At 45.6% G+C, this 24338-nt stretch carries 24 protein-coding genes; 18 read left to right on the top strand and 6 right to left on the bottom strand.

The features are described 5' to 3' along the window. The first annotated feature begins 101 nt into the window (after window positions 1–101). Genes PIL01S_RS11400 through PIL01S_RS11410 form a run of 3 tightly spaced genes read left to right on the top strand, consistent with a single transcriptional unit; the run spans window position 102 to window position 2967 of the window. Entirely contained in the window at window positions 102–1235 is a 1134-nt protein-coding gene (locus PIL01S_RS11400) for a HesA/MoeB/ThiF family protein (RefSeq protein WP_127537662.1), read from the top strand. Next, the gene (locus PIL01S_RS11405; RefSeq protein ID WP_127537663.1) at window positions 1232–2416 is read left to right on the top strand and encodes a PqqD family protein; all 1185 of its coding nucleotides are present in this window, start codon (window positions 1232–1234) and stop codon (window positions 2414–2416) included. Before PIL01S_RS11400 ends, PIL01S_RS11405 begins: the two co-directional genes overlap by 4 nt. 11 nt (window positions 2417–2427) lie before the next feature. Further along, window positions 2428–2967: a DJ-1/PfpI family protein gene (locus PIL01S_RS11410; RefSeq protein ID WP_246058176.1), complete on the top strand. Its 540-nt coding sequence runs from the start codon at window positions 2428–2430 to the stop codon at window positions 2965–2967. A 1008-nt stretch (window positions 2968–3975) separates the two neighbouring features. Here the strand turns inward: PIL01S_RS11410 and PIL01S_RS11415 are convergent. Next, the gene (locus tag PIL01S_RS11415) at window positions 3976–4812 is read right to left on the bottom strand and encodes a sulfurtransferase (RefSeq protein WP_127537664.1); all 837 of its coding nucleotides are present in this window, start codon (window positions 4810–4812) and stop codon (window positions 3976–3978) included. A gap of 98 nt (window positions 4813–4910) precedes the next feature. After that, window positions 4911–5855: a DMT family transporter gene (locus PIL01S_RS11420; protein WP_127537665.1), complete on the bottom strand. Its 945-nt coding sequence runs from the start codon at window positions 5853–5855 to the stop codon at window positions 4911–4913. Window positions 5856–6077: 222 nt separating this feature from the next. Between PIL01S_RS11420 and PIL01S_RS11425 the strand changes: the two genes are divergently transcribed. The 3 genes from PIL01S_RS11425 to PIL01S_RS11435 all read left to right on the top strand — a co-directional run bounded on the left by PIL01S_RS11425 (window position 6078) and on the right by PIL01S_RS11435 (window position 8710). Next, window positions 6078–6980 carry a polysaccharide deacetylase family protein gene (locus PIL01S_RS11425; RefSeq protein ID WP_246058178.1) on the top strand — a complete coding sequence of 301 codons (903 nt, stop codon included), beginning with the start codon at window positions 6078–6080 and terminating at the stop codon, window positions 6978–6980. 39 nt (window positions 6981–7019) lie between these two features. Beyond that, window positions 7020–7673: a YkyA family protein gene (locus PIL01S_RS11430; protein WP_164764223.1), complete on the top strand. Its 654-nt coding sequence runs from the start codon at window positions 7020–7022 to the stop codon at window positions 7671–7673. A 131-nt stretch (window positions 7674–7804) separates the two neighbouring features. After that, window positions 7805–8710 (top strand): hypothetical protein, encoded by a 906-nt coding sequence (locus PIL01S_RS11435; RefSeq protein WP_127537667.1) that lies wholly within the window; start codon window positions 7805–7807, stop codon window positions 8708–8710. A gap of 101 nt (window positions 8711–8811) precedes the next feature. Here the strand turns inward: PIL01S_RS11435 and PIL01S_RS11440 are convergent, their stop codons facing one another. Together PIL01S_RS11440 and PIL01S_RS11445 are read right to left on the bottom strand one after the other, a co-directional pair. Further along, window positions 8812–9984: a mannitol-1-phosphate 5-dehydrogenase gene (locus PIL01S_RS11440; RefSeq protein WP_127537668.1), complete on the bottom strand. Its 1173-nt coding sequence runs from the start codon at window positions 9982–9984 to the stop codon at window positions 8812–8814. 46 nt (window positions 9985–10030) lie between these two features. After that, window positions 10031–10699 (bottom strand): HAD family hydrolase, encoded by a 669-nt coding sequence (locus PIL01S_RS11445; protein ID WP_127537669.1) that lies wholly within the window; start codon window positions 10697–10699, stop codon window positions 10031–10033. A 526-nt stretch (window positions 10700–11225) separates the two neighbouring features. Between PIL01S_RS11445 and PIL01S_RS11450 the strand changes: the two genes are divergently transcribed. The 7 genes from PIL01S_RS11450 (at window position 11226) to PIL01S_RS11480 (ending at window position 18450) form a co-directional block, all read left to right on the top strand. Beyond that, window positions 11226–12155 carry an ADP-ribosylglycohydrolase family protein gene (locus PIL01S_RS11450; RefSeq protein WP_127537670.1) on the top strand — a complete coding sequence of 310 codons (930 nt, stop codon included), beginning with the start codon at window positions 11226–11228 and terminating at the stop codon, window positions 12153–12155. Between the two features lie 61 nt (window positions 12156–12216). After that, window positions 12217–13452: an MFS transporter gene (locus PIL01S_RS11455; RefSeq protein WP_127537671.1), complete on the top strand. Its 1236-nt coding sequence runs from the start codon at window positions 12217–12219 to the stop codon at window positions 13450–13452. A 432-nt stretch (window positions 13453–13884) separates the two neighbouring features. Then, window positions 13885–14793 (top strand): RCC1 domain-containing protein, encoded by a 909-nt coding sequence (locus tag PIL01S_RS11460; RefSeq protein ID WP_127537672.1) that lies wholly within the window; start codon window positions 13885–13887, stop codon window positions 14791–14793. A 185-nt stretch (window positions 14794–14978) separates the two neighbouring features. After that, a complete protein-coding gene (locus PIL01S_RS11465) occupies window positions 14979–15158 on the top strand; it encodes a hypothetical protein (RefSeq protein WP_127537673.1) in 180 nt (59 codons plus the stop codon). Window positions 15159–15360: 202 nt separating this feature from the next. Continuing rightward, window positions 15361–16059 carry an RNA polymerase sporulation sigma factor SigK gene (sigK, locus tag PIL01S_RS11470; RefSeq protein WP_095289757.1) on the top strand — a complete coding sequence of 233 codons (699 nt, stop codon included), beginning with the start codon at window positions 15361–15363 and terminating at the stop codon, window positions 16057–16059. Between the two features lie 164 nt (window positions 16060–16223). Continuing rightward, window positions 16224–17585, top strand: a complete 1362-nt coding sequence (locus tag PIL01S_RS11475; protein ID WP_127537674.1) for an amino acid permease — start codon at window positions 16224–16226, stop codon at window positions 17583–17585. Between the two features lie 271 nt (window positions 17586–17856). Further along, the gene (locus PIL01S_RS11480; protein ID WP_246058193.1) at window positions 17857–18450 is read left to right on the top strand and encodes a GNAT family N-acetyltransferase; all 594 of its coding nucleotides are present in this window, start codon (window positions 17857–17859) and stop codon (window positions 18448–18450) included. Between the two features lie 32 nt (window positions 18451–18482). Here PIL01S_RS11480 and PIL01S_RS11485 read toward each other — a convergent pair whose 3' ends face one another. Both PIL01S_RS11485 and PIL01S_RS11490 read right to left on the bottom strand, forming a co-directional pair. Continuing rightward, window positions 18483–19325 carry an alpha/beta hydrolase gene (locus PIL01S_RS11485; protein ID WP_127537675.1) on the bottom strand — a complete coding sequence of 281 codons (843 nt, stop codon included), beginning with the start codon at window positions 19323–19325 and terminating at the stop codon, window positions 18483–18485. A 53-nt stretch (window positions 19326–19378) separates the two neighbouring features. Next, complete coding sequence (locus tag PIL01S_RS11490) at window positions 19379–19801, bottom strand: MarR family winged helix-turn-helix transcriptional regulator (RefSeq protein WP_127537676.1); 423 nt, start codon at window positions 19799–19801, stop codon at window positions 19379–19381. A 155-nt stretch (window positions 19802–19956) separates the two neighbouring features. Between PIL01S_RS11490 and PIL01S_RS11495 the strand changes: the two genes are divergently transcribed. The 5 genes from PIL01S_RS11495 (at window position 19957) to PIL01S_RS11515 (ending at window position 24313) form a co-directional block, all read left to right on the top strand. Continuing rightward, on the top strand, window positions 19957–21066 hold the full coding sequence (locus tag PIL01S_RS11495) for a FecCD family ABC transporter permease (RefSeq protein ID WP_127537677.1): 1110 nt from the start codon (window positions 19957–19959) through the stop codon (window positions 21064–21066). A 3-nt stretch (window positions 21067–21069) separates the two neighbouring features. After that, window positions 21070–21837 carry an ABC transporter ATP-binding protein gene (locus tag PIL01S_RS11500; protein ID WP_127537678.1) on the top strand — a complete coding sequence of 256 codons (768 nt, stop codon included), beginning with the start codon at window positions 21070–21072 and terminating at the stop codon, window positions 21835–21837. 273 nt (window positions 21838–22110) lie between these two features. After that, window positions 22111–22476 carry a hypothetical protein gene (locus tag PIL01S_RS11505; RefSeq protein WP_127537679.1) on the top strand — a complete coding sequence of 122 codons (366 nt, stop codon included), beginning with the start codon at window positions 22111–22113 and terminating at the stop codon, window positions 22474–22476. A 103-nt stretch (window positions 22477–22579) separates the two neighbouring features. After that, on the top strand, window positions 22580–23242 hold the full coding sequence (gene rnhA, locus PIL01S_RS11510; RefSeq protein ID WP_095289769.1) for a ribonuclease H: 663 nt from the start codon (window positions 22580–22582) through the stop codon (window positions 23240–23242). 201 nt (window positions 23243–23443) lie between these two features. Continuing rightward, window positions 23444–24313 (top strand): alpha/beta fold hydrolase, encoded by an 870-nt coding sequence (locus PIL01S_RS11515; RefSeq protein ID WP_127537680.1) that lies wholly within the window; start codon window positions 23444–23446, stop codon window positions 24311–24313. Window positions 24314–24338 lie beyond the last annotated feature (25 nt).

Consider the following 24338-nt stretch of genomic DNA (forward strand, 5'->3'; position numbering starts at 1 on the left):
CTGGTACCGCTGATCAACCACCACAACTAATAAGCAATGTATTACTAAATAACAGGGCCGCTGCAATGCAGCGGCCCTGTTAATAAAGGAGAAATAATTCTATGCGTCCAAAATTCAAAAATGTAATGAATCCAATAGTAAGATCAGGCGATAATATTAGATTAGGATTTGAAAGAGAAGTATTTGAAATTGAAGATAAGGATGGGGTTATTTTCAGATTTATAATGATGTTAAATGGAGAAAATACTCTAGATGATTTGATATCAAAATGTGATCTTTCAAAGAGTGAGGTAATAGATGGACTTGAGGCACTTGATAGCATTGGAGTAATTGAGGATTTTGATATCAGTACAGAAGGATTAACATTATCGGAATTAAACAGATACAGAGCTAATTTAACCTTTTTTTCCAACTTTAGTGATTTAAAACAAGGGAAATATAGTTACCAATCTAAGTTGAAAAAATCAAAAGTAGTAGTTTTAGGATTAGGTGGTGCAAGTCTCACCGCTGCTTCATTAGTCGGTTTAGGTGTTGGCCAGGTAATAGGTGTAGATTATGATACAGTAGAACTAAGTAATTTAAACCGGCAATTTCTTTACACGGAGGACAGTATAGGAAGTTTCAAATCCATTGAAACAGAGAAGAGACTAAAACAAATAAATAAAGACATTACAGTAAATGTTCATAACTTAAAAGTAACCTCTCCAGATGATATATTAGATATTATTAGTGGAAGTGATTTGGTTATAAATGGAATAGATTCACCGGGAATTGTTGCGAGTAGGTGGGTAAATGCAGCGTGTGTTCATCATAAAGTACCGATTGTTCAAGGAGGAATTAGCAATACAAAAATTATTTGGGAAACTATATTGCCCGATTATGGATGTTACGATTGTTTTTTAATAAGAAGTTTGAGGGTAGACAAGCACTTTGAACACCAATTAAGGGCCCTTTATGAAACTAGATATGAAGAAACTAACTCTGCAATTGCACCTCATGTTGCATTACTTTCGGGTTTTTTGTCGGCTGAAGTATTAAAATTACTAACAAATTACACACAGAGTATGCTCCCGTCAACAACTCATGTGTATGATACGGCTATAATGGATATCCTAAAAACAGAAAGTTGGTCAAAACTTGATGAATGTCCAACTTGTGGTGTTAAAGGGAACTGCAAAGAACTAGTAAGTCTTGAAAAATTGATTGATATTGCTAACAGTGAGGTACATATATGATTTCTATCAATTTGACATCGAAGATCTGTGCTAATCACTTGACGGTACAAAAAGACGGAGAGGAGTATACAATTGGTGACCCAGAACAAAGTATTTATATTCGAATCCCCATTGAAGGTGTTCTAGCTATAGAACTAATGGATGGTATAAATACACTGGATGAAATATCTAATTTATTAAAAAAGAATCACGATGTTGATGTAGATATAATTGATTTTGTGGAAACTTTATTAGAGTTAAATCTAATTCATAAATTTAATGATGAAGTCTTGGTTACTCTTAAGGCTAGTAAGGATGAAAGGGGGGGAAGAGTAAAGGTTGGTAGATTGCTCTTTAACAAATTTACAGTTTTTGTTTATTTAATTTCTTTTGTTGCATCTATAATTATTTTTACGTTTAATCCTGCACTCCTTCCGTCTTATCAAGATTATTTTATTTTCAATGAGTCAGTTGGTTTAAGTTTGCTTATTCTATTTCTAATATCATGGAGTCTAACGATTCTGCATGAATCTGCCCATTATTTTGCAGCATCATCACTTGGGGTACCGGTCAATTTTAAAATAAGTATAAGATGGTTTTGGATGGTTATTGAAGCGAATATGAACTCATTGTGGTCGATTGAAAGGAAAAAAAGATATTTGCCGTTTCTTGCGGGTATGGCGTGGGATTCAGTGATTCTTTTGCTTGCACTTGTATGCCAGTACATCTATCAACAAGATTCAATAATTGTAGGATACATGAGATTGATAGTCCTCATACAAATATATAAGTTTTTATGGCATCTTCTCATTTTCTTCAGAACTGATCTCTATTATGTTTTAATTACTATTACAAATTCTTCGAATCTGTTGGGACAAGCAATTCTTTATTTGAGAAAAATTTATAGTAAAAATGCTCGTATAGAATGGAGTAAATTGAGACAAAATGAACAAACTCTCTCAAGAATATTTTCATTTATTTATTTGCTAGGGATATTTTCAGCAATATTACTCTTTTCATTCTTTTCTATTCCAGGTTTTCTGATAGCGGTCTCTAAAGCTGTTACCAATTTAGTAAATAATTCTTGGCATTCCTTGTACTTTTGGGATGGGACAATCGTGATAGCCTTGGCTTTCTTTAATTTGGCTCTATGGATTGTGGGTGCATTCAACCGTTCTAAAGAGTTAAAAAAAGCAGTTTGAACTTAAAATAAATGAAAGCAGGTGTAAACATTAATACTCATGTCTTAATCTACGATGGATTTGTAAATTTTGAAATAATGTTGGCAACCTATTTAATGAAAACTCAGGGGGAAATCATTACAGTGGGTTTAAGTTCCGAGATGGTCAATTCTTACGAAGGTTTTACTGTTAAACCCCATCAGAATATAAAAGAAATTAATTGTGACGATGTAGAAGTACTGCTTATTCCAGGAGGAGATATTAGCGCAATAGAAGGGAATCAGCAGCTTACTTCACTTATTAAGGGGCTAGACATTAACCAGAAGTATATTGGTGCTATATGTTCAGGAGTCGAAGTTGTTAAGCAAGCAGGGGTCTTAGAAGCAAGAGAGTTTACTAGCAATCGTACAAACAATGCCGAAACATATAAAGTTAGTCGGAACATAATAACTGCAAAAGCTAACGGATATGTAGATTTTGCGATTGAGTTAGGGAAAATGTTGAATATTTATTCCGACGAAGAGGACTATAATGAAACAGTTAGATATTTTAAATATTTCGAGAGCAATTAGTCCCTAAAAAATAAACATTGTTATCTATCATTGATCACTTTGAACTCTTGATTCAGTCATTAGTGGTGTTTAACCATAAATTTAATTGCTTCGGATCTGCACCATAATCCAGGAAAAATACTTACTTTACGTTTTTATCAAGTTGCCAACACAGGTGTATCAGTCTGATTCCTTAAAAATTGCATATACTTGATTAGACCATTGTCTAACATTAATTGAAGTATTTGTTCATCTCCAAGAGCCACGTATTCAAAGATGAATGATGGCTCTTGGAACATTTCGTTTTCATAAGTTTTTATGAGAATAGCACTTTTACAATATCGTTGTTTTGGGAGGCTTCAATAAAATTTGTTGTAGTGACATAACGAATCAATCCTTTTATTTCCATTGAAAATCGGATGATATTTTTGTGTCAATTATTTAACCGTCCTGTGAGGATTGGTTTTTATAGTTATGCAAGCAGGTGAAAAGTCCCTACGATGGGGAAATCACGAGGGGCTTTTTAGTGGATACGTATCATCAAGAGCCCACACAATGTGTAGGCTCTTGATGATATTACTTGGAGAATCGGAGTACTACAGTGTCATAGCTGTTGCATGTGGCGCGATGGTAACTTTGTAGCCACCATACGTCGTATTTGGAAGAATCACGAGATTCCACGGCTGCAGACAATTTTGCTTATGAAGCTATCCGTTACAAGTACTCAAGCAGCTTTCAACAAGTCAGTAGCCAATTTGAGCGAGGCGGTGCTACTCGCATTGAAAGTGATATTTGCTACCTCCACCAGAACTTTGCGGAACCATGTAACTAACGGAAGCATAACCGTCAGCGTCGTAACTCTTACTTATTTGGTGATGTTCTTCAATTCATAGCCTGTGTAGGCAGAAGAAGCTCCGATTAATTTCACAACTGCATCGTACACTGTTTTAACATCAGCGGTACATCATGAACTTTACAACATTATAGTCCAAATATAAAGAACCCGACCCGTAGGCGGGCACTTTGCCTTTACTCGTCCACAGTTTTCACTGCATTCTCCTCATAACTAATCCAGTCGCTCCAGCTTCCGGCGTACAGCTTCACATTGGTACATCCGGCTTCCTCCAGTGCAATCACGTTCGGGCAGGCCGAGACACCGGAGCCGCAGTACACGATGATGGGCTCGTCCTTCGCCAGCTTCCCGAAACGTTCCTCCAATGTACTCACGTCAGACCAGCGTCCATCTGCACCAAGCACGTCTTTCCAAAAATAATTCACCGCCCCCGGAATATGTCCAGCCTTGGCATCAATCGGTTCCTCCAGCCCCGCATAGCGGCGGGCATCGCGTGAATCGATCAGCACGGCTGAGCTATTGGCCGATGCGTGCTGTGCATCCTGCACAGTGGCGAGCATGCTCGGCTGCACGTTTGCTTCAAACGTGGACGGAATCCGCACGGGCACATCCGTGGTTACTGGGAACTTGGCGTTTTGCCAAGCAGAGAAGCCTTCGTCCATCACGTACACCTGTTCATGACCCAGGTAGCGGAGCAGCCACCATAATCTTGAGGCATTCATACCGCCCTGATCATCGTAGGCAACAATACGAGCATTTGAACCGATTCCTGCTTTCGAAAGACGTTTTACCAGTTCTGCCGGGTCAGGGAGCGGATGACGTCCGCCATGGGCTGACACAGGAGAGGATAGATCCTGTTCGAGATCGAGATAAACGGCACCTGGAATATGGCCAGCCTCATAAGCTTGTCTTCCTGCATCCGGTTGACCGAGCAGGAATCTGCAGTCGGCAATGACTACATCGGGTTCGTACATTCTGGCGAGCAGCCAGCGCATGGATACAATGTTTTTCATGAAAATACACCGCCTTATGAAGAGTATTGGATTCCGATTGAAGTCTATAATATCAGACTCCAATCGTTCTTTTTGCCATGTCATATCCTTCGGATAGATTACACCGCCGTAGGTTCAGCAGGTCCTTGACCGCCGACAGGTGCGTCAGCGGGTATGGGTTCCGGTTTGGTTTTGCCATACCGAATGAAAATCCATACCCCAAAGATAATGACAACGCCGGCAATCATCTGCATGGCACTGAGAGATTCACCAAGCAGCATCCAGGCCAGCAGTGAGGAGAATACGGGTTCACCGAGCACGCCCATGGATACCGTTGTGGCATTCATATACTGAAGCAGCCAGTTAAACAGATAGTGTCCAAAGATCGTCGGCACGACAGCGAGCAGCAGGAAAATCCCCCACTCCGAAGCGGCATAACCCCCGAACGGATGCCCCATGGCCAAATTATATACCGCCAGCGTACAGGCGGCGACGAAAAATACCCAGAAGTTATAAGAGAAGGCACTTAGTCCGGAACGCAGAAATTGACCAAGCAGCATATGGATGGCTACCGCAATCGTTCCCAGCAAAGATAATAGATCGCCTTGCAGTGCCGTTCCGGCCAATTGGAAGTCTCCAGCCCCGATCGCTATGGACCCAAGCAGGGCGATGCCCATGCCGATAATCATCATGCGGTTAATCTTGGCTTTGAACAGCCAGACGGAACCCGCGAGAATTAATATGGGCTCAAGTGCGAGAATGACCGTGGAGCTGGCCACACTCGTAAGTCTGAGCGATCCCATCCACAGCAGGAAATGAAGTGCCAGCATCACACCCGATGCAAGCAGCAGCCCCCACTGCCTGAAGTTCAGGCGCATCATCTCATGCCGGTATTTCCAGACAAACGGAAGCATCAGCAGATTGGTGAGAAACAGCCGATACATGGCGATAACAGCCACATCTGCACTGGACCAGCGCACGAAAATGGAAGAAAACGAGATAGCAATAATGCCGACAACGAACAGAAGTTCAATAGATCTGCCGGCACGAAACAAGCTTGTCATGGATGTAGCTCCTTCTTGAAGTCAAATGGCGTAAATCAATTCATTATACAGGAGAACGCAGCTGTTCGAAAAGCGATGAAAGGAAAATAGATAAGCAGATTGTAACCGGGCTTGTAACTATTCTGTCATTCACCCATGCCGCTTTTCTATTAATCTTCTATATAGAGACATGAAACGATATAATATACCAATAATCGGGAAATTAAGGAAGTGGCATGGAAAGTGAGAGTTCAACAACAGACAGCAGGAGAAAACAGCGGCATTGCGAGCAGAACCAGCCGAACGAAGACACACAAACGAAGACGAATCCGGTACGGAAGATTGAGTGCAGCCCTGATGCTGCTTGCACTGATCATTACTGGTTTAACATATGCATTCATTGGAATGACCCACTGGATTAAGGGCTATGTAGCCCCGCCCCGGGTAGCTGCTATTGAACAGCCAACCAAGCTGGGTATGATTGAAATGACACCGGATGTGAAGGAAGAGCCTGCACGGTTTCAGGGACAGGTTCGAAAACTGGCATACATAACGTTTGATGATGGACCAAGTGAATATACGGAACAACTGCTGGATATTTTGAAAGAACATGAGGCTAAGGCAACCTTTTTCATGATTGGCCGTCAGTTGAATCAGCATAAGTCCGCGGTAGAGCGACTGGTCCAGGAGGGGAGCTATCCGGGGCTCCACAGTATGACACATAACTATAACACCCTGTACAAAAGCGGAAGCTCCGCGAATTTTGTGAAGGAATTCAAGAAGGAGCAGAAGATGGTTCAGGATCTGATTGGCTTTACTCCGCATCTGATTCGCGCTCCTTACGGCAGCAGTCCGCAGATCGGTGAATCCTTCAGGAGCGACATTGCCGCGGCTGGTTTCAAAATGTGGGATTGGACAACAGACTCTCTGGATTGGAACCTTCCGGGTCAACCGGACAAAATTGTGGCGCGTGTCAGAAAAAGTGTGCACCGGGACAAGGAAGTGATCCTGATGCATGAGCGGGAGCAGACGGTGCAGGCTTTGCCGCGAATTCTGAAATTGCTTGAAGATCGGGGTTATGAATTCGAGGTCTATGACCCGAATGCACATTGGACTGCCAATTTTAGCGGAGATACCCGCTTGTAATTAGAGACGATAATACAAATGCAGAGAGGAGACGAACGAGTGCGTACGTGGAAAAAATCAGCACTGGCTGCCGTTGGCCTGACGCTGGCGGTGCTCACCAGTGCCTGCGGCCAGCCGCAGGAGCCGGCTGCGAACCAGGTGAACGAATTGATCCGGAATGATCAGGAGATGGCTCAGAATCTGAAGGAGCTTGCCCGTCATGAACGGGAGGAAATGCAATTGTACACGTCGATTTTGAATAAGGGGAAAAACAAAAACAGTGACCTAGAGTCACTGCTGGATCAGGCAGAAGAGCATATAGCTGAGCGGAGAAAACTGCTGGAGCAGGCGGAAACCTTGATGAATCAGACGCGGGAGCAAACTCCAGCTGTACGGGATTCCCTGGGACGCTTGTCTTTTGAAAAAGAAGAGACGCTGACCCAGGCACAAACCGTTCTGGACCAGTATGAAGTAAGAGCCCAGACATTTGAGGAATTTGTAACCTCGTATCAGCAAAGTCTGGATGCCGATGAAGTGCTCTATTCATTAATGAGGGGCAGCGCAGAACCGAATCTGGTCAAAATCAAACGCGCAATCCGGGAACGCAACATCCAATATGCGCAGCTTGCCGAGATCAGAAAGCAATTCAACAAGCAGACAAAAGTGTTTAACGGTGCCAACGCCAAGCTTGTTCAAATGGAACGAGCGAGTTAGAGATGTGCCCGACTTCCGCTTATTCTATTTATCTATCTGATTGAGCTAGCGACCAGCCGTGTAAGTACTAGTATGCAGAATGAAGCAACATGGACAAGCATCATTGCGTATAAGCTAACGGAGGTGTTCATATGCGAAATACAATGAATCTTAGTGCATCACTACTCGTTTTACTCATGGGATTCTCACTTGTGGCCTGTGGTAACAGCAGTCCTGCAGTTCAGCCACCCACCAATAATACAGGGGAACAGACGCCAGCACCGGAGCAGCAGCCGAATGACAGTGCGGTGATCGAAGCAGAGGGTATATTGACGGGCTGGGCAGATCCTCACACGGTAGAGATCCGTGTCAAGGAGGTTCCAATGGCTTTCCAGGTGGAAGAGAATGTGCAGAAATCCTTCGATGACATTGATGATGAAGATTCAGTACAATTTAAATATGTAGAGAGAACGATTGAGAGCGGCGACAATACAACCAAGCAGCTGGTGCTCACAGAAATCGCGAAGATCGAAGGGGATGAACCGAACAGTTCCAATGCAGGCAATAACGTGACATCCGATCGTCCCAAAGCAACAGAGCTGGAAGTAACGGTGGAAGGCATGACGGAGAAACGTCCAGCTGAACTTGCTCAAGGTGAGGGGTACTCGCTTTATGTGTTTGAACCCATGGCCTTTGATGCAGAGGACGACGAATTGACGATGAAGATTGATCCTGACTACAAAGTGGAGATCGAGAAGCTTCCTACAGACTTCAGTCTGGATGCGCTGAAGATGGATGCCAAGGAAGAGCTGAGCGAAACCGGAGAGGTCAAGGAACTGAGCAAGGAAGAGCTCAGCAATGGCCCAATGAAGGATGCAAGACTATATATGATGTCTCAAAACGATAAAAAGTCGGAGTATTTCATTGTAAAAGAACTGGACGGCAATGGCTTCATTTTCCACATTGATGCACCTGTGGGTGAACCATCTGAGGGATTCCTGCCGATGGCGTATGTATCCCTGAATTCCATTATGAATGAAGCAAACATTACAAAATAACATGAAAGAGCCGGAAGGAACAATGCTTGGGCATGGGTTCCTCCCGGCTTTTTTTGCCGTCTCTATTCAGTTGTGCATAACCAACCGTCTTACCCGAGGTGTCAGGTTAAAATGGTCGATCCCTTGTGCCCTTTGAGTTCCTCGTATCGGGCGACAACATGCTGATGAATGAGGTGTTCGTCGGGAATTCCCATGCGTTCACGAATGAAGGCGGAGATGCCATCTTCACGAATCATGTGTTGGAGCTTCATGGCTTCCTCGTCCTGCTCGTGATCGAAGAGCATTGCGGCAGCCATAGCGGAAGTAAGATGGGGAATTTCAATTCCGAATTCGCTGGCCTGCATCGCTGGGCGAACAAGCCGATCATAAGGCGATAGCTTGCGAAGGGGTGAACGTCCGACCCGGGTAACCTGATCTGTCAGGTTGGGGTTGGCAAAGCGTTCGAGAATGGTATGGATATATTGGCTGTGTTTTTGAGGATTAAACCCGTGTTTTCTCACAAGCATGGCTCCCGTTTCCTCCATGACCTGTTTAACCTTGGCATGCAGTGTTGCGTTACTCATGACTTGCTTAATCGTCTTGAATCCTTCGAGATATCCGAAGTATGCAGCCACACAGTGACCCGTATTCACGGTAAACATTTTGCGCTCAATGTAAGGCTCAAGGGAGTCGACGTAGTGTACGCCTTTAATCTCCTTGAATCCATCCAGCAGCGCCGGACGGTGAACGACCCATTCATAAAAAGGTTCAACGGTGACCTGCAGTGGATCCTTATGGTCTTGCACCGGAACAATCCGGTCAACTGCTGCATTGGGGAACGAGATATAGCGGTTGGCTTTGGTACGGGTCTGTTCATCCAGAAACGGATATACCCGTTTCTTCAGGCGGGTGCTGCCTCCGATGGCATTCTCGCAAGCGATGATATGGAGAGGGGCCTGATTATTGTTTTTCATGCGGAGATATATGCCTTTGGCGATGGGTTCGGCGATATCCTCAAGTGCAGATACACCGACCGCTGTCGTAATGAGATCAGCCGATGCAATCTGCTCAGCCAGGCGATCCTGTTCGCCCACATGAATGGCCGTGACGTTGCTGACCATGGTTGTGTCCTGATCTGCATTAGCCAGTGTAATGGGATACTCTTTCCTTTTTTGCAGCATGGAGATCTTCTTCGGGTTACGTGCGACAAAGCAGACTTCATAATCGGAAGCGGACAACATATGACCGATAAAACCGCGGCCTATATTGCCCGCTCCAAAATGTACAGCTTTCATGTGTGAACTCCCCCTTTAAAATTTGAAATGCGAAATTCGTGCAGACCTAGACGGTAGTGACGAGTGGTTTCGAGATCAAATCATTAAATTCGAGGTCGGTCAGGCATGACAGCCGTTGGTGAGGCATATCGAAATTCAGAGTTCCTGTTATGGTATTCGAGATTACGACACAGTGAATACCAGCTGCAGCAGCTGCACGTGCGCCGTTAGGTGAATCCTCAATCGCTACGGCTTCGTCTGCAGTTACTCCAAGCGCTTCAAGGGCTTGGTTATATAATTCCGGGTCAGGCTTCACATGGGCCACATCGTCGGCTGTTCGAATCACTTCGAAGTAATCCTTCAGTTTCAGTTGTTCCAAGTGCTGTTCGACCCACTCCCGTTTGGAGCTTGAGGCAACGGCCAGTTTTAATCCAGCCTCGCGTGCTGCTTCGAGGTAATTCTGGATGCCTGGTCTTACCTGCTCCTTGTTCATTAATGCAGCATGCTGCAGCTGAACCGATTCCCTGAACGCTTCCCGATCGATCGGAAGATTCAAATCTGTGATGAGGTACTCATAGGGATTGAATGTTTTCAGACTGGTACCGATGCATTGCGAATACATCTCCAGGGTCAAGTTCACGCCGTGTTCCTTGTAGGCATCACGAAAAGCAATATACCATGCTGTCTCCGTATCAATAATCGTTCCATCGAAATCAAAAACCAGTGCCTTAATCATAAATTTGTTCCTCCTGTTTCAGAATTTGTTTTGGGATGTAGTCAGGAAAGAAAATGAAAATCAAATTTTTCCTGTATTACTTTTGTTTGCGGTAGATTAGTTAACGCAGTTACATGTCCAGTAATATAAATTTGGAAAAAACGATGCGTTGAAGCTAATAAAACCGTAACATGGGACAAAGTAAGGGGTCAAGCGCGTCATGATAGTTTACATTGAAAATTTGCACATAAATGACGTGTTTTCAGAAAGTGGCGAACGAGGCAAAGCGTTATGACCTATGCATGTAAGCGGTGTACTGAAAAAACGGTTTTCTCCGTTGTAAAAAAATAAACTTTTTTTTGAGATAAGGAGTGATAACAAGCGTTCTCCTTTTTTCGACACATTTATAATAGAAGAAAGCCTATGGACATTTGTACGATTCGAAGAAGCCATGCTGCATCTTTTTAAAATTCTTTACGACAGAACAGCCCCTGTGGGAGAATGGAAGAGATATGTTGGAAATAAGGACGCAGAGGAGGGACCGGCGATGCTGGATAAGGATCGCTTCAATGGAAGCTTGATTGGACTGGCGGCAGGAGATGCACTGGGAACGACAGTGGAGTTTAGCAGCCCAGGCACATTTGAGCCTGTAACCGATATTGTGGGGGGTGGTGTGTTCGGCCTAGCTCCCGGACAGTGGACGGATGATACTTCGATGGCGCTATGTTTGGCTGAAAGTCTAGTGAGAAAAGAACATTTTGATCCGGCGGATCAGATGCGCAGATACACGAATTGGTATGAGGTCGGCTACATGAGCAGTACCGGAACATGCTTTGATATCGGCGGGGCTACGCGAAATGCGCTGGAAAGGTTCAGGAAGACCGGAGAGCCTTACAGCGGATCTGTCGATCCAATGACGGCAGGTAACGGATCAATTATGCGGCTTGCGCCAGTCGCTATGGTGTATGCCAACCATCCGCAGGATGCTGTGCATTATGCGAAGCTGAGCTCCCGCACGACACACGCAGCAACGGAAAGCCTGGAAGCTTGCGAGGTGCTTGCGGCTATTCTGGTTGCAGGGCTGCGCGGAGCAGACAAACACACCATGCTGCTGCCCGAAACGTGCCTACGGTGGAGGAGTGAGTCTTCTTTTACCCCAGCCATTGAAGAGGTTGTGCGTGGATCTTACCGTGATAAGGAACCACCTGAAATTCAGGGGAGCGGCTATGTCGTCCGCTCGCTGGAAGCCGCATTGTGGGCGTTCCATAAATCTTCCACATTTGAAGAAGGTGCACTGTTAGCCGTTAACCTCGGTGATGATGCAGATACAACCGGTGCGGTGTACGGACAGATTGCTGGTGCTTATTATGGTCAGAGCGGCATCCCGGCACATTGGCGGAATAAGCTTGCGATGCTGGAAACGTTCGAGGCCTTGAACGAGGCAATGTGGCTAAAAGCAGCCCAAATGTCGTCCTGAAATCGTAACAAGGAATAACCAAAAAAAGATACAGAAGATGGACAGGAGAAGAGAACATCATATGAACAAGACAGAACGACGTGTTTCAAAATCGGGAAAAGGAGGGGCATTTCCGTTATCCCTTCTATGCCTGACGGTAGGAGCATTCGCCATTGGAATGACCGAATTTATCATTATGGGATTGCTGCCAAATGTGGCTGCTGATCTGCATGTGAGCATTCCTCAAGCAGGGCAGTTGATTACGGGCTATGCCCTGGGTGTCGCGGTTGGCGCACCCATTCTGACCGTGTTTACCCATAAGATACCGCAGAAAAAACTGCTGGTCCTGCTGATGTGCATTTTTATCATCGGTAATGCACTATCCGTCATTGCACCAACGTATGGCTTGCTAATTTCGGCACGCATTTTGACGGCATTTGCACACGGTACGTTTCTTGGTGTAGGGTCGCTCATGGCAACTCGTCTGGTTGCACCGGAGAGAAGGGCGGGTGCGGTGTCCGTTGTGCTTGCAGGACTTACAATTGCGAATATCATTGGGGTACCCTTCGGTACATTTATCGGCCAACAGCTTGGATGGAGATCCTCGTTTGGAGCCATCACCATTTTGGGCATCATCTCATTGATCGGCATCATTCGATTCATTCCGGTTATTTCGCAAGGGGAGCCGGCGAACCTGGGACAGCAGTTCCGTAATCTTGTTCGTCCTCAGGTACTATTAATATTGCTCATTGGTGCCATGGGCTGTGGAAGCCTCTTCGCGGTATTTACGTATATTACACCCATGTTAGTGGATATCAGCGGTTTTGCGGAGCAGAGTGTAACGTGGATACTGGTACTGTTCGGGGTTGGTGTGACGCTCGGGAACATGCTGGGTGGACGCCTGGCCGACTGGAAACTGATGCCGTCCCTGATGGTCAACTTCGGCGTGCTGGCTGTACTTTTGGCTGCACTCACTTTGACGCTGGAGAATCCATATTTGGCGGTCATTACAATCTTCTGCTGGGGTGTTGCGGCGTTCGGGATTATGCCGGGTCTGCAGATTCGTATAATGAATATGACTCGCGAAGCACCGCTGCTTGCGACCACATCGAGCCACTCCGCGTTTAACCTGGGGAATGCAGGTGGAGCCTATATTGGCGGGTTTGCGATTACGCATACGGGACTTATTTCCGTACCATTGTACGCAGCAGTCATTGCGACTCTGGGTTTGCTTGGGCTTGTGATCAGTCTGGGGATGGAACGCAAACAGCGTTTGCCGGAAATCCCGGACGTTGTGGAGCCTGCGCCGCTCAGCTGAGTCTAGGCAGGAAGAATGGAAGGATACGGCCTCTGCTCCGCGTAATGTGGAGTGGAGGCTTCTTTGCAGTTTTAACTAGAAAAAGACAAACCATCCTGATTGAAGTATTATTGGTATAACATAACGGACACCATACAGGCTTGAAAGGATCATTACAGTGAGGAAAATCATTAATTTTATTCTTGTCTTGCTGATCATCTGGGTAGCACTTCTGTATCCTTTTCGTTTGGCTTGGTTTGAAGGTGTACTTCAGATTCCTGAAGATCTTCATGATGTTTTCTTGGTTTTTTTGTTCTTTGGATATTTGATTTGTTCCTCGGGCACAGGACTTCTTATTGGTAAGATGTGTTTCAGACAAAAAGAGGAGTAACTCCAAGTAAGCTAGTTTAGAAATGGCTGCCGAAGGAAACTTCCCTCAAGGAGTGCGGTAACATGGAATATCATTCGCTGAATAAAGCGAGGTTACAGGTGAAAAAGTGGCCCAAAGATCCGATAGCGGCGGGACGCCGTCATACCGTTGGGCTTACATCTGACGGTCTGGTGATGGCTGTTGGTGATAATAAAATGGGCCAATGTGAAGTCGGCGGCTGGCGGGATATCATTGCGGTCGCAGCGGGTAATGTACATATGGCGACAAATACAGGCAATGTCCACACCATCGCACTGAAATCGGATCGCACTGTGTCGGCCGTGGGGTGGAATAAGGATGGCCAGTGCGAGGTAACCGATTGGCACGATATTGTAGCCATTGCGGCAGGTTGGCGCCACACCATCGGTCTTCAGTCGGATGGTACGGTGGTTGCCGTGGGTCGGCATCAAGAAGGTCAATGCCAGGTAAGTAGTTGGAATGATATAGTGGCAGTAACTGCAGGAGATTGGCATACCCTCGGTCTGAAAGCAGACGGAACAGTGCTAGCTGTAGGGAATAACCGATATCGCCAATGTGAAGTCAGTGGCTGGCGTAATGTTGTAATGGTCGCTGCGGGTTATCTCCATTCCACTGGTCTGCAATCAGACGGTACAGTAATGGCCGTGGGTAGCAATAAACATGGTCAATGCGATGTAGGCAGCTGGCACGGGATGGTGGCGATAGAGGTGGGAAGTAATCATACCATTGGCCTGAAAGCAGACGGTACGGTTACCGCTGCAGGCTGGAATACGTATGGCCAGTGTAATGTAAGTGACTGGCGCGATATTGTTGCCGTAGCGGCAGGTTGTGCCCATACCGTAGGGCTTAAATCAGACGGTACGTTGGTTGCTGTCGGTGATAATACATATGGACAATGTGATGTAAGTGGCTGGCGCGGCATTCGAATGCCGGGAAATATTTTAACGAAGTAAAAACCGCTAACGTTATCTTTCGTTAGTGGTTTTTGAAATGTTATAAGGCAGTTAAAATGGATATTGGAAATGATGTCTTGACTGGAGTCCTTACTTTAAATTTCCCAATGACTCTTTGATGGCTGGACTTAGATCCAGAAGCTTAATAATCATTAATATCATTATTTCCAAGAGAAGGTGACCGTTTGTACTACTATAAAGGCGCATTCAGAGGCGCAGATAACTTTATCTATTTCAAAAGCGATGTTCCATTAGCCGAGAGTGATGTTGTGATATTGGGAGAGAAAAAGTACTTTATCGAGAGTGTACAAAAAGAATTTCTGCTCCTACAGAAGGTTGGCTCCATTGTTGAAGTGAGTACGTAATACTCATGCGAAAGGATAGACTGACACAGGCAAGCATAAAGCAGTAGCGTTCTCCATTATAAAGATCCATTAAATCATCAAGGAAACGTTCCCTTTTTGAAGTGTACGTGCACTTCTGGGCCCCCGCCTACATACAATAGATCGACCCTGTTCCTTCACGTGCTCAGGCCAGATCGTTGTAAAACTGCAGGAGGTGTCATCTGTGCCCGGATTGTTTACCGCAATTGCCCTGTTCATCAAGGAGTTAACGCTGCTCGTCTCGTATGTCAAAAATAATGCGTTTCCCCAGCCGCTGGCTGAGGACGAAGAAGCCAAGCACCTGCGCCTCATGGCTGAAGGCAACGCCCACTCCCGCAACTTGCTCATTGAACACAATCTGCGCCTTGTTGCGCATATCGTCAAGAAGTTCGACAATACGGGTGAAGATCTGGAAGATCTGATCTCGATCGGAACCATCGGCTTGATCAAGGCCATCGAAAGCTTTCAGCAAGGCAAAGGAACCAAACTCGCCACATTTGCGGCCCGCTGTATAGAGAATGAAATACTAATGCACCTGCGGTCCCTGAAGAAAACACGCAAAGACGTTTCCCTTCATGATCCCATTGGAACGGACAAAGAGGGCAACGAAATTACGTTAATTGATATCCTTGGAACCGAAGCAGATGATGTCGTAGACAAGGTGCAGCTTAAGATTGAAAAAAGTAAAATTTATCGCAACCTCGACATTCTCGATGACCGGGAGAAGGAAGTCGTCATTGGCCGATTCGGCCTGGAGGCTGGCGGGGAAGAACGGACTCAGCGCGAAATTGCCAAGGAACTCGGCATCTCCCGTTCGTATGTCTCACGGATCGAGAAGCGGGCGCTAATGAAGCTGTATCATGAGTTCTATAAGCAAAAATAACGATGACCCAAACTAGAGGGCGCCTTGTTAGGAGAGGTGGCCTCTTTGGCATGAAAAAAATCATAAATGAAGGATATGTATTCTGGTCAGATTATTATATGATGTGTTGTATACAAGTTTCAGCAACCTAGAGAGCATGTGCAGAAAGAGAGTGGTGGTTTACCATGCAGCAAGAAACATTAACACGGGGATTAAAAAACAGGCATGTCCAGCTTATGGCGATTGGAGGTGCGATTGGGACAGGCCTCTTTCTGGGAGCGGGCAAGACGATTCAACTGACAGGACCGTCGATCCTGCTGGCGTATATCATCACAGGTATGGTTTTGTTTTTGATCATGCGTGCATTGGGGGAACTGTTGTTAAGCAACCTGCAGTATCACTCCTTTGTGGATTTTGTGCGTGATTACCTGGGAAATATGGCGGCGTTTATTACAGGCTGGACCTACTGGTTCTGCTGGATTTCCATCGCTATGGCCGACATTACGGCTGTTGGCATGTATACGCAGTTTTGGTTTCCGAATGTACCGCAATGGATGCCTGGTTTAATTGCACTGGTCATTTTATTAATCATGAATCTGGCAACAGTGAAGCTGTTCGGCGAGATGGAATTTTGGTTTGCTTTAATCAAAGTAATTGCCATTCTGGCCCTTATTGTTGTAGGTCTATATATGATATTTAAAGGTTTTACCACAGATCAGGGGACAGCAAGCTTTACCAATCTGTGGAGTCATGGGGGATGGTTCCCGAATGGCATGCATGGCTTCATCATTTCGTTCCAGATGGTGGTGTTTGCTTTTGTAGGTATGGAACTGGTCGGACTGACAGCGGGGGAAACGGAGAACCCGGAGAAAGTTATTCCCAGAGCCATTAACCAGATTCCCATCCGTGTGCTGCTCTTTTATGTTGGTGCACTGCTGATTATCATGAGCATCTACCCATGGAACGCAATTGTGCCGAGTGAAAGTCCCTTTGTGCAGGTGTTTGCAGCCGTAGGTATTGCGACAGCCGCCGGGATCGTGAATTTCGTGGTGCTGACATCCGCAGCTTCAGCGTGCAATAGTGCCATTTTCAGTACAAGCCGTATGGTCTTCTCCATGGCAAAGGATCGGAATGCGCCGGAATCCCTTGCCCGCCTGAATGGCCGAAAGGTGCCTTCCAATGCACTCTTTTTCTCCACGCTGGTTATTCTGGTTGCCATTATTCTGAATTATGTCATGCCAGAGGGCGTGTTTACACTGATCACAAGTGTTTCGACCGTTTGTTTTATCTTTGTCTGGGGCATTATGGTGATCTGTCACCTGAAATACCGCCGTACCCAGCCGGAGATCGCTAGCCGGAATCACTTCAAGCTGCCGCTTTATCCATTTTCCAACTACTTGATTTTGGCTTTCCTCGTGTTTGTGCTGGTTGTTCTGGCATTGGCAGAGGATACACGGGTGGCGCTGTTTGTTACTCCGGTGTGGTTTATTCTCATGGCAGGGATCTATCTGTTTAAGAAAAGAAGTGCAACCACAACGCAAGGTTAAAGCGCTAACGGTTTCAATGCGGATGAGATACCGTGTACTCTGGAAGAAGTAAAAACGAAAACTGTCCATCCTTGATGGGCGGTTTTTTATGTTTTTAAAGTGACCATTTCTCATCTGAATGAAGTTATTATCCATATTTTGAAATTGAAGCGGATGCAGAAGCACCTTCGGCTGCCCAGTAAAAAACGTTTTGCACCAAAAGGAATATGTACCGATAGCACATTAATCTGTAATATGTTTTATATAAACTAGATGGAGGTGGACAGTGATCATGCAAGAAAAAGATGTTGTTCTTGAAGGGAAAAGGGTAACTCTTGTACCTATGGAAAACAGCCACAAGGTGGAATTAATTCGTGTCTTATTCACTCCAGAAGTGTGGGAATTCACTTGGCGAACAATCCATACACCTGAAGAACTTGATCAAGTACTGACGCTTGCACTGGACAATAAAGAGAAGGGATCACAGCTTCCCTTCACTATTGTGGACCAAGCGACAGGAGACATCATCGGAACTACCCGAATAGGCGATCTTGACATTGGGAACCGAAATGCTGAGATAGGATGGACCTGGCTTGCACCTGACTATTGGCGGACGGGAGTAAATACAGAGTGTAAATATCTTTTGCTGCAATATTGCTTTGAAGAACTGAATTTAATGCGGGTGCAGTTCTCCGTAAGTGGACAAAATGTCCGATCGCAACGAGCCATTGAACGAATCGGAGCCAAGAAAGAAGGCATATTCCGTAAGCATAGAATAAAGGCGGACGGTTCGGTTCATGATAATATTTTTTACAGCATCATAGACAGTGAATGGGCAGATGTAAAAGAGAAACTTTTGTATTTATTATCCAAAACATATACATAATCACTAATGCGGCGAACGATATTTCGCCAATGTTAACTGGAGAAATCACTCTTTCTCCGCTGAAGCCAATCCAGGATAATCTCGACTGCTTCAATATACCTCTGACCTACGAGCAAACCGGTATGTGTCGTGTGCCATAGTCCGGCATATTCCGCACGAAGCTGCTCTGCGGTTAATCTGCCTCGCTGCTCCTCTTCCTCACTGGATACGGCTTTGATAACAAGACTAGGACATGTAATGGACTCACCATTAATGGATACCACGTCCTCACCACCAAAGAACGCGGAGAATGTGCTGAAGGCCTGCGATGATTCCATGGCCAAATATTTGCGCTGAAAAGCAATGTCCTCTGCCGATTCATCTATGCTGGTCAGCTCATGATGAACGGGTGCAGGCACGACGAGACCAGGCGTTATGCGATCCACTTCAGCATATGGCACGGAGCGAAGAACCTCCTGGCTCAGACTGGAATCGATCACGACCAACCCGCGCAGGGGAGAGCTTTCTGCAAGCTTTTGACTAAGAATGCCACCCATGCTGAATCCGATGAGGATAGGCGGCTCCCCGCACTCGGTAATGATTTCCTGAATATCCTCCAGGTAATCCTCAAAGGTCACCCGGGTCATGTCCTGCACCCTGCTCTTGTAGTGACTTCTCAGATTCATCACATAACAGGTCCAGCCCTGTTGAACGAAATGAGGGATGTATTTACTCCACATCCAGCTGCCTGTATAGGCACCGTGAACGAATAGGAGAGGGGGTCTGTGATTACTTCTCCCTTGAATTTCATCTCCCTCAAAGATCTCCAGATACAAATCCTGTTCCCCAATGTATTGTACGGTATGGTCAGGCAGGGACTTGGTGTAGTCCTTCATGTATAATTCCTCCTTCAATTTAGTTTTATATCAAACTATTCATCCAAAAAAAATTAGAAGTTGCTGTGAATCTTCATCAAAATCCGAAGCAGTTCCTCTTTCTCTGTTTCTGTGATATCCGCGTAAAAGACATTCAGCAGGTTCTGGGAGATCTCTTCAAAAACGGGCTTGAGATCCTGGCCTTTAGATGTCAGTGCTACATGAACAACGCGCGTATCTTCGTCACTTCTCTCCTTGATGACGTATCCCATGCGAACCAGCTTGTCGACAAGTGCTGTGACGGTAGATTTGTCCTTGCCAATTTTTTTGGCGATCTCCGCCATGGTCATTTGAGGCCGGTGATACAGAGCATAGATAATATCGCCATGCGAAGTCGCAATATCCTGAACCCCATGCTTGGTCATCTCGGATACAATAAAACGATTGGAACTCTCTTTAATTTTGGATATAAGTGATATGGCATCTCTTGTTTTCATAATTCCAATATAGTTTTATATCAAACCATTGTCAAGAGGGTAGTTATGTTTTAAAATTGACAAAGATAATCATTCTCAATTATAATCCGATCAAAAGCGTTGTACATAGCTAAGTTTTTTGATCTTACATTTTCGTGGAAGTGATGGGGGAAGAAATGGCACAAACAGTTCAGATGCAGACGCAGCACGTGGGTAAACCCAAGTCTTTGATTCACAGCAAAACCGGTTTCGCATTACTTCTTGCAGCACTTGTGGTATTCATGCTTGTATCGGTGGGGATAGCGGTATCCATAGGTCAGGTGCATATTCCGCTGGCCGAGTCCTATCGGATTCTTCTCTACAAAATAACGGGCTTTCAGCTTGGAGCTGCGCCAATTGAATTGGGTTCCTTTACCGATATCATCTGGCAAATTCGTTTTCCGCGCGTATTAATGGCCATGTTTATCGGGGCAGGTCTGGCGCTCTGTGGTGCCGTCATGCAGGCTGCTGTGCAGAATCCACTCGCTGATCCTTACATACTAGGTATATCCTCAGGAGCTTCACTCGGAGCAACGTTTGCGATTTTGATCGGATTCGGTTCCATTAGCTGGTTAGGTCAAACGGGTGTGGCCTTTTGGGCCTTTGCTGGTGCCATGGGTGCATCCTTGCTGGTACTTACACTTGCAGGGATCCGGGGCAAAATGACATCCGTCAAGCTGGTACTTGCCGGGATGGTCATTAACGCACTATGCAGTGCGTTCTCGAACTTTATTATTTACTTTGCAAACAATGCAGAAGGCATCCGAACCGTCACATTCTGGACGATGGGCAGCCTGGCAGCTTCGGGCTGGAACAAGCTCCCGTTAATCAGTATTGTTGTTCTGGTAGCGATTCTGTTCTTCCTGCTGCAGTCCCGTGTGCTTAATACGATGCTGCTCGGGGATGAAGCGGCTGTGACGCTGGGCATTAATCTAAGTGTATATCGCAGATTGTACATGCTCTTAACGGCACTTGTAACGGGGGTTATGGTCTCGAGCTGCGGGATGATCGGTTTTGTGGGACTCATTATTCCGCATATCGTAAGAGGTATGGTTGGCTCAGACCATCGCAAAGTCATGCCCGTGTCGGTATTATTCGGGGCCATTTTCCTCATTTGGACGGATGTTATCGCAAGATCTCTGATATCCAGCGTTGAACTGCCGATTGGAATTATTACGGCCATGATTGGTGCACCGATGTTTATGTATATGCTGGTCAAAAAAGGCTACGGTTTTGGAGGAAAATAAACCATGAAACTGAACGTAGAAAATGTATCCATATCAGTGCTGAATACGGACATCATCCGAAACATTTCGTTACAGGTAAACGACAAGCAATTTGTTGGAATCATTGGACCGAACGGTTGCGGCAAGTCAACGCTGCTCAAGAGCATCTACAAAGTGATCAAGCCACAGCAGGGAAGCGTATTACTCGGCGATAAGGACATTTTGAAATCCAGTCCGAAGATCGTATCCCGGCATATGGGTGTTGTGGGGCAGTTCAACGAACTAAGCTTTGATTTTACGGTGCGTGAGATGGTCATGATGGGCCGGACACCACACAAAAAGCTGCTGGAAACCGATAATCAGCAGGATGCCCAGATTGTGGAGCAGGCGCTTGAAAAGGTACATCTGTCCGGACATGCGGATCGCAATTATGTGTCTTTGTCCGGTGGAGAGAAGCAGCGTGTCATCCTGGCCCGTGTACTGGCGCAGCAGCCTGAATTTCTCATTTTGGACGAGCCGACCAATCATCTGGACATCAAATACCAGCTCCAAATTCTCAATATTGTCCGTGGGTTGGACATTGGCATACTGGCAGCACTCCATGATCTCGAACTGGCAGCAGAATATTGTGATTACCTGTATGTGGTCAAGCGGGGACAGATCGTGGTTCACGGTAAGCCTGCAGATATTTTGACACGTGAGATGATTGGGGAAGTGTTTGAGGTAGATTGCGAAATTTACGAAAACCCGGTTACGGGTGGATTGGGTATAGCCTATCTAAGTACACGTTAATGCAAAAAAAATAAAACTAGAGTAGATCCACAGATGAGTCGAGAATAACAGACCGTATTCTGCAAGAGCAATGTTGTGTTGCTGGCAGAAACGGTCTTTTTTGTGGAGCAGCGAGAATGGATGAATTATACAGTTAATTGGTGATTCGCTGACGGTGGGGAAAATAGTCCCAAAAACAAAAGGACCATTATACTACGTTCCAAATGTGGAAAACGACCGATGTTATTAAGGAGGTTCCTTTCTGCTAACAAACGAGGAGTGATACAACGTACGATGCATACGAAGATAATACAGGAACTTCTTTCCCAAGAAGATTCCGAAGAGGCGATACCAGATGATAGAGCCGTCGAGCCTTTGATTCATGCTATCATGGACCCCAGAACATCAGGAAGCAGGGGAACATTCTTATACGCTCTTGAACGTTTGGATTACATATTACATATAGAGCACATCATTCCGTTTATTGGTGATACCAGTCTGGAAGTGTGTGCACAATCATTTATGCTGTTGGAGCAGCTAAAGGATAAGCTATCCGACGATCAAATACTTACATGTGAGCAAGTCATTGAGCAACAAATCAGACATAATGAAAGAAAGCTTCTGGTCGTAGCCCTGGACATGGTGCGGAGCTGGAAATAAGGGTGACGGTGAACTGAACGATTGTCTATCGAGTGCTTTCATTCACCCCTTCCTTTCGTTTACAATAGGGTATTGATTGCAGCAAACGAAGGAGCGGGTAACGATGGCAAAACAGAAATACTATGTCGTCTGGGAAGGCAAGAAACCAGGTGTGTATAACACGTGGGCGGAATGCAAAGCACAGACGGATCATTTTACCGGAGCAAAATATAAATCATACGAATCCAGATCAGCAGCCGAAGAAGCATATCGTGCCGGGTGGAAAGGGAACTGGGGGACGGGCTCGAGTGGAGCAGGTGGTTCTTCCAAAAGCAAATCGGTCAGCAGCGGCAGAAGCGCTGGGATGGAGACATCGGAGGAAGTGGACTATGACAGTATTTCGGTTGACGTGGGCACACGCGGAAATCCGGGACCTGTAGAATATAAAGGTGTGGATACGCGCACGGGAGAGATTATTTTCTCCGTAGGACCGATTTCCAAGGGAACGAATAACTTGGGTGAGTTTTTGGCTATCGTCCATGCCTTGGCGCATCTCAAAAAAGAAGGAAGCAACAAGACCGTGTATACCGACTCGGTGAATGCCATGAAGTGGCTGAAGCAAAAGAAAGTATCCACCACGCTAGCTCGGGATAACTCAACGGAGGAGATCTGGCTCATGATAGACCGTGCGGAGCAATGGCTGCGTACGAATACGTACAGCAATAAAGTGTTGAAATGGCAGACGAAACAGTGGGGCGAAATCAAGGCGGATTACGGGCGAAAATAAGCAAAAATCCTGTACGTATGTTCCATTATATGTAGTCTATTAGAAACGATATTTACAATTTCCAGTTTCCATTCTATAATCATCTGAATATGATAAGTTACACATATGGAGGAGCCTGTCATCTGCAGGCCCTCTTTATCTTTTTGGTCCATCCCTTTTTCGTCAAATTATAGGGTAGAGTACACATTGCAGGAGGCAGACATGAGTTCCATTTATAGAAGTGAAGAAGGCAAGAACAGTATTCTGGAGGATTATGAAGCCTATCTGGAAAATCTGGGCGAGGGCGTTGAGCGGGAATATGTGGAGACACGTTTTGGACAAACCCATGTATTGCTGACGGGGCCGGAGAACGGGAAACCGCTGTTCATTCTCCAAGGCGGAAACTGTGTGAATCCGATGACGTTATCCTGGTTTTCTTCCTTATTCAAGGATTACCGAATTATTGCTCCCGATACGATCGGTCACCCCGGTTACAGTGAAGAGACACGAATCTCGGCGAGGTTTGACAGTTTGGCCTTGTGGGTTTCCGACCTGCTGGACCACTACAAGATTGAAAAAAGTGCGTTTATCGGGCCTTCTTTTGGCGGTGGAATTATCCTTAGACTGGCTACCTATATTCCGGAGCGTATTGCATGTTCCGTTTTGGTATCGCCTGCGGGACTGGCTGTGGGTTCGAAATTTAAAACAGCTCAGGACATTGTTCTTCCACTTGTGAAATACCGGATGACTTCTTCGCCATCTTCTTTGCAAAAAATTACAGGCACCATGTCATGCAACTGCATGAAGGAAATGGATAAAAATATCATGGGCAAAATTTTCAAATACGTCAGCATGGAGCAGGATAACCCTAAGCTTACGGAACGGGAAGAGCTGGTGAACTATACGTCGCCAACGCTGCTACTGGTCGGAGAGAAGGATGTCTTTTTCCCTGGGGACAAAGTTATTGAACGAGCTCAGAAAATTATCCCGAATGTCCAAGCCGTCAAGTACGACACGGGGCATTTTCCTTCACAGGATGTGCTCATTCAGATGAACGAGGAGATTCGCCAGTTTTTACAACAAAACTATTAATATAGCACAGGCACGGGCGGATCAA

Source organism: Paenibacillus illinoisensis NBRC 15959, from assembly GCF_004000925.1.
Lineage (GTDB): Bacteria > Bacillota > Bacilli > Paenibacillales > Paenibacillaceae > Paenibacillus > Paenibacillus illinoisensis.

Coding starts and splice junctions, on each gene's coding strand:
- PIL01S_RS11400 (WP_127537662.1), top strand. CDS start 102: ATGCGTCCAAAATTCAAAAATGTAATGAATCCAATAGTAAGATCAGGC.
- PIL01S_RS11405 (WP_127537663.1), top strand. CDS start 1,232: ATGATTTCTATCAATTTGACATCGAAGATCTGTGCTAATCACTTGACG.
- PIL01S_RS11410 (WP_246058176.1), top strand. CDS start 2,428: ATGAAAGCAGGTGTAAACATTAATACTCATGTCTTAATCTACGATGGA.
- PIL01S_RS11415 (WP_127537664.1), bottom strand. CDS start 4,812: ATGAAAAACATTGTATCCATGCGCTGGCTGCTCGCCAGAATGTACGAA.
- PIL01S_RS11420 (WP_127537665.1), bottom strand. CDS start 5,855: ATGACAAGCTTGTTTCGTGCCGGCAGATCTATTGAACTTCTGTTCGTT.
- PIL01S_RS11435 (WP_127537667.1), top strand. CDS start 7,805: ATGCGAAATACAATGAATCTTAGTGCATCACTACTCGTTTTACTCATG.
- PIL01S_RS11440 (WP_127537668.1), bottom strand. CDS start 9,984: ATGAAAGCTGTACATTTTGGAGCGGGCAATATAGGCCGCGGTTTTATC.
- PIL01S_RS11445 (WP_127537669.1), bottom strand. CDS start 10,699: ATGATTAAGGCACTGGTTTTTGATTTCGATGGAACGATTATTGATACG.
- PIL01S_RS11450 (WP_127537670.1), top strand. CDS start 11,226: ATGCTGGATAAGGATCGCTTCAATGGAAGCTTGATTGGACTGGCGGCA.
- PIL01S_RS11455 (WP_127537671.1), top strand. CDS start 12,217: ATGAACAAGACAGAACGACGTGTTTCAAAATCGGGAAAAGGAGGGGCA.
- PIL01S_RS11460 (WP_127537672.1), top strand. CDS start 13,885: ATGGAATATCATTCGCTGAATAAAGCGAGGTTACAGGTGAAAAAGTGG.
- PIL01S_RS11475 (WP_127537674.1), top strand. CDS start 16,224: ATGCAGCAAGAAACATTAACACGGGGATTAAAAAACAGGCATGTCCAG.
- PIL01S_RS11480 (WP_246058193.1), top strand. CDS start 17,857: ATGCAAGAAAAAGATGTTGTTCTTGAAGGGAAAAGGGTAACTCTTGTA.
- PIL01S_RS11485 (WP_127537675.1), bottom strand. CDS start 19,325: ATGAAGGACTACACCAAGTCCCTGCCTGACCATACCGTACAATACATT.
- PIL01S_RS11490 (WP_127537676.1), bottom strand. CDS start 19,801: ATGAAAACAAGAGATGCCATATCACTTATATCCAAAATTAAAGAGAGT.
- PIL01S_RS11495 (WP_127537677.1), top strand. CDS start 19,957: ATGGCACAAACAGTTCAGATGCAGACGCAGCACGTGGGTAAACCCAAG.
- PIL01S_RS11500 (WP_127537678.1), top strand. CDS start 21,070: ATGAAACTGAACGTAGAAAATGTATCCATATCAGTGCTGAATACGGAC.
- PIL01S_RS11505 (WP_127537679.1), top strand. CDS start 22,111: ATGCATACGAAGATAATACAGGAACTTCTTTCCCAAGAAGATTCCGAA.
- rnhA (WP_095289769.1), top strand. CDS start 22,580: ATGGCAAAACAGAAATACTATGTCGTCTGGGAAGGCAAGAAACCAGGT.
- PIL01S_RS11515 (WP_127537680.1), top strand. CDS start 23,444: ATGAGTTCCATTTATAGAAGTGAAGAAGGCAAGAACAGTATTCTGGAG.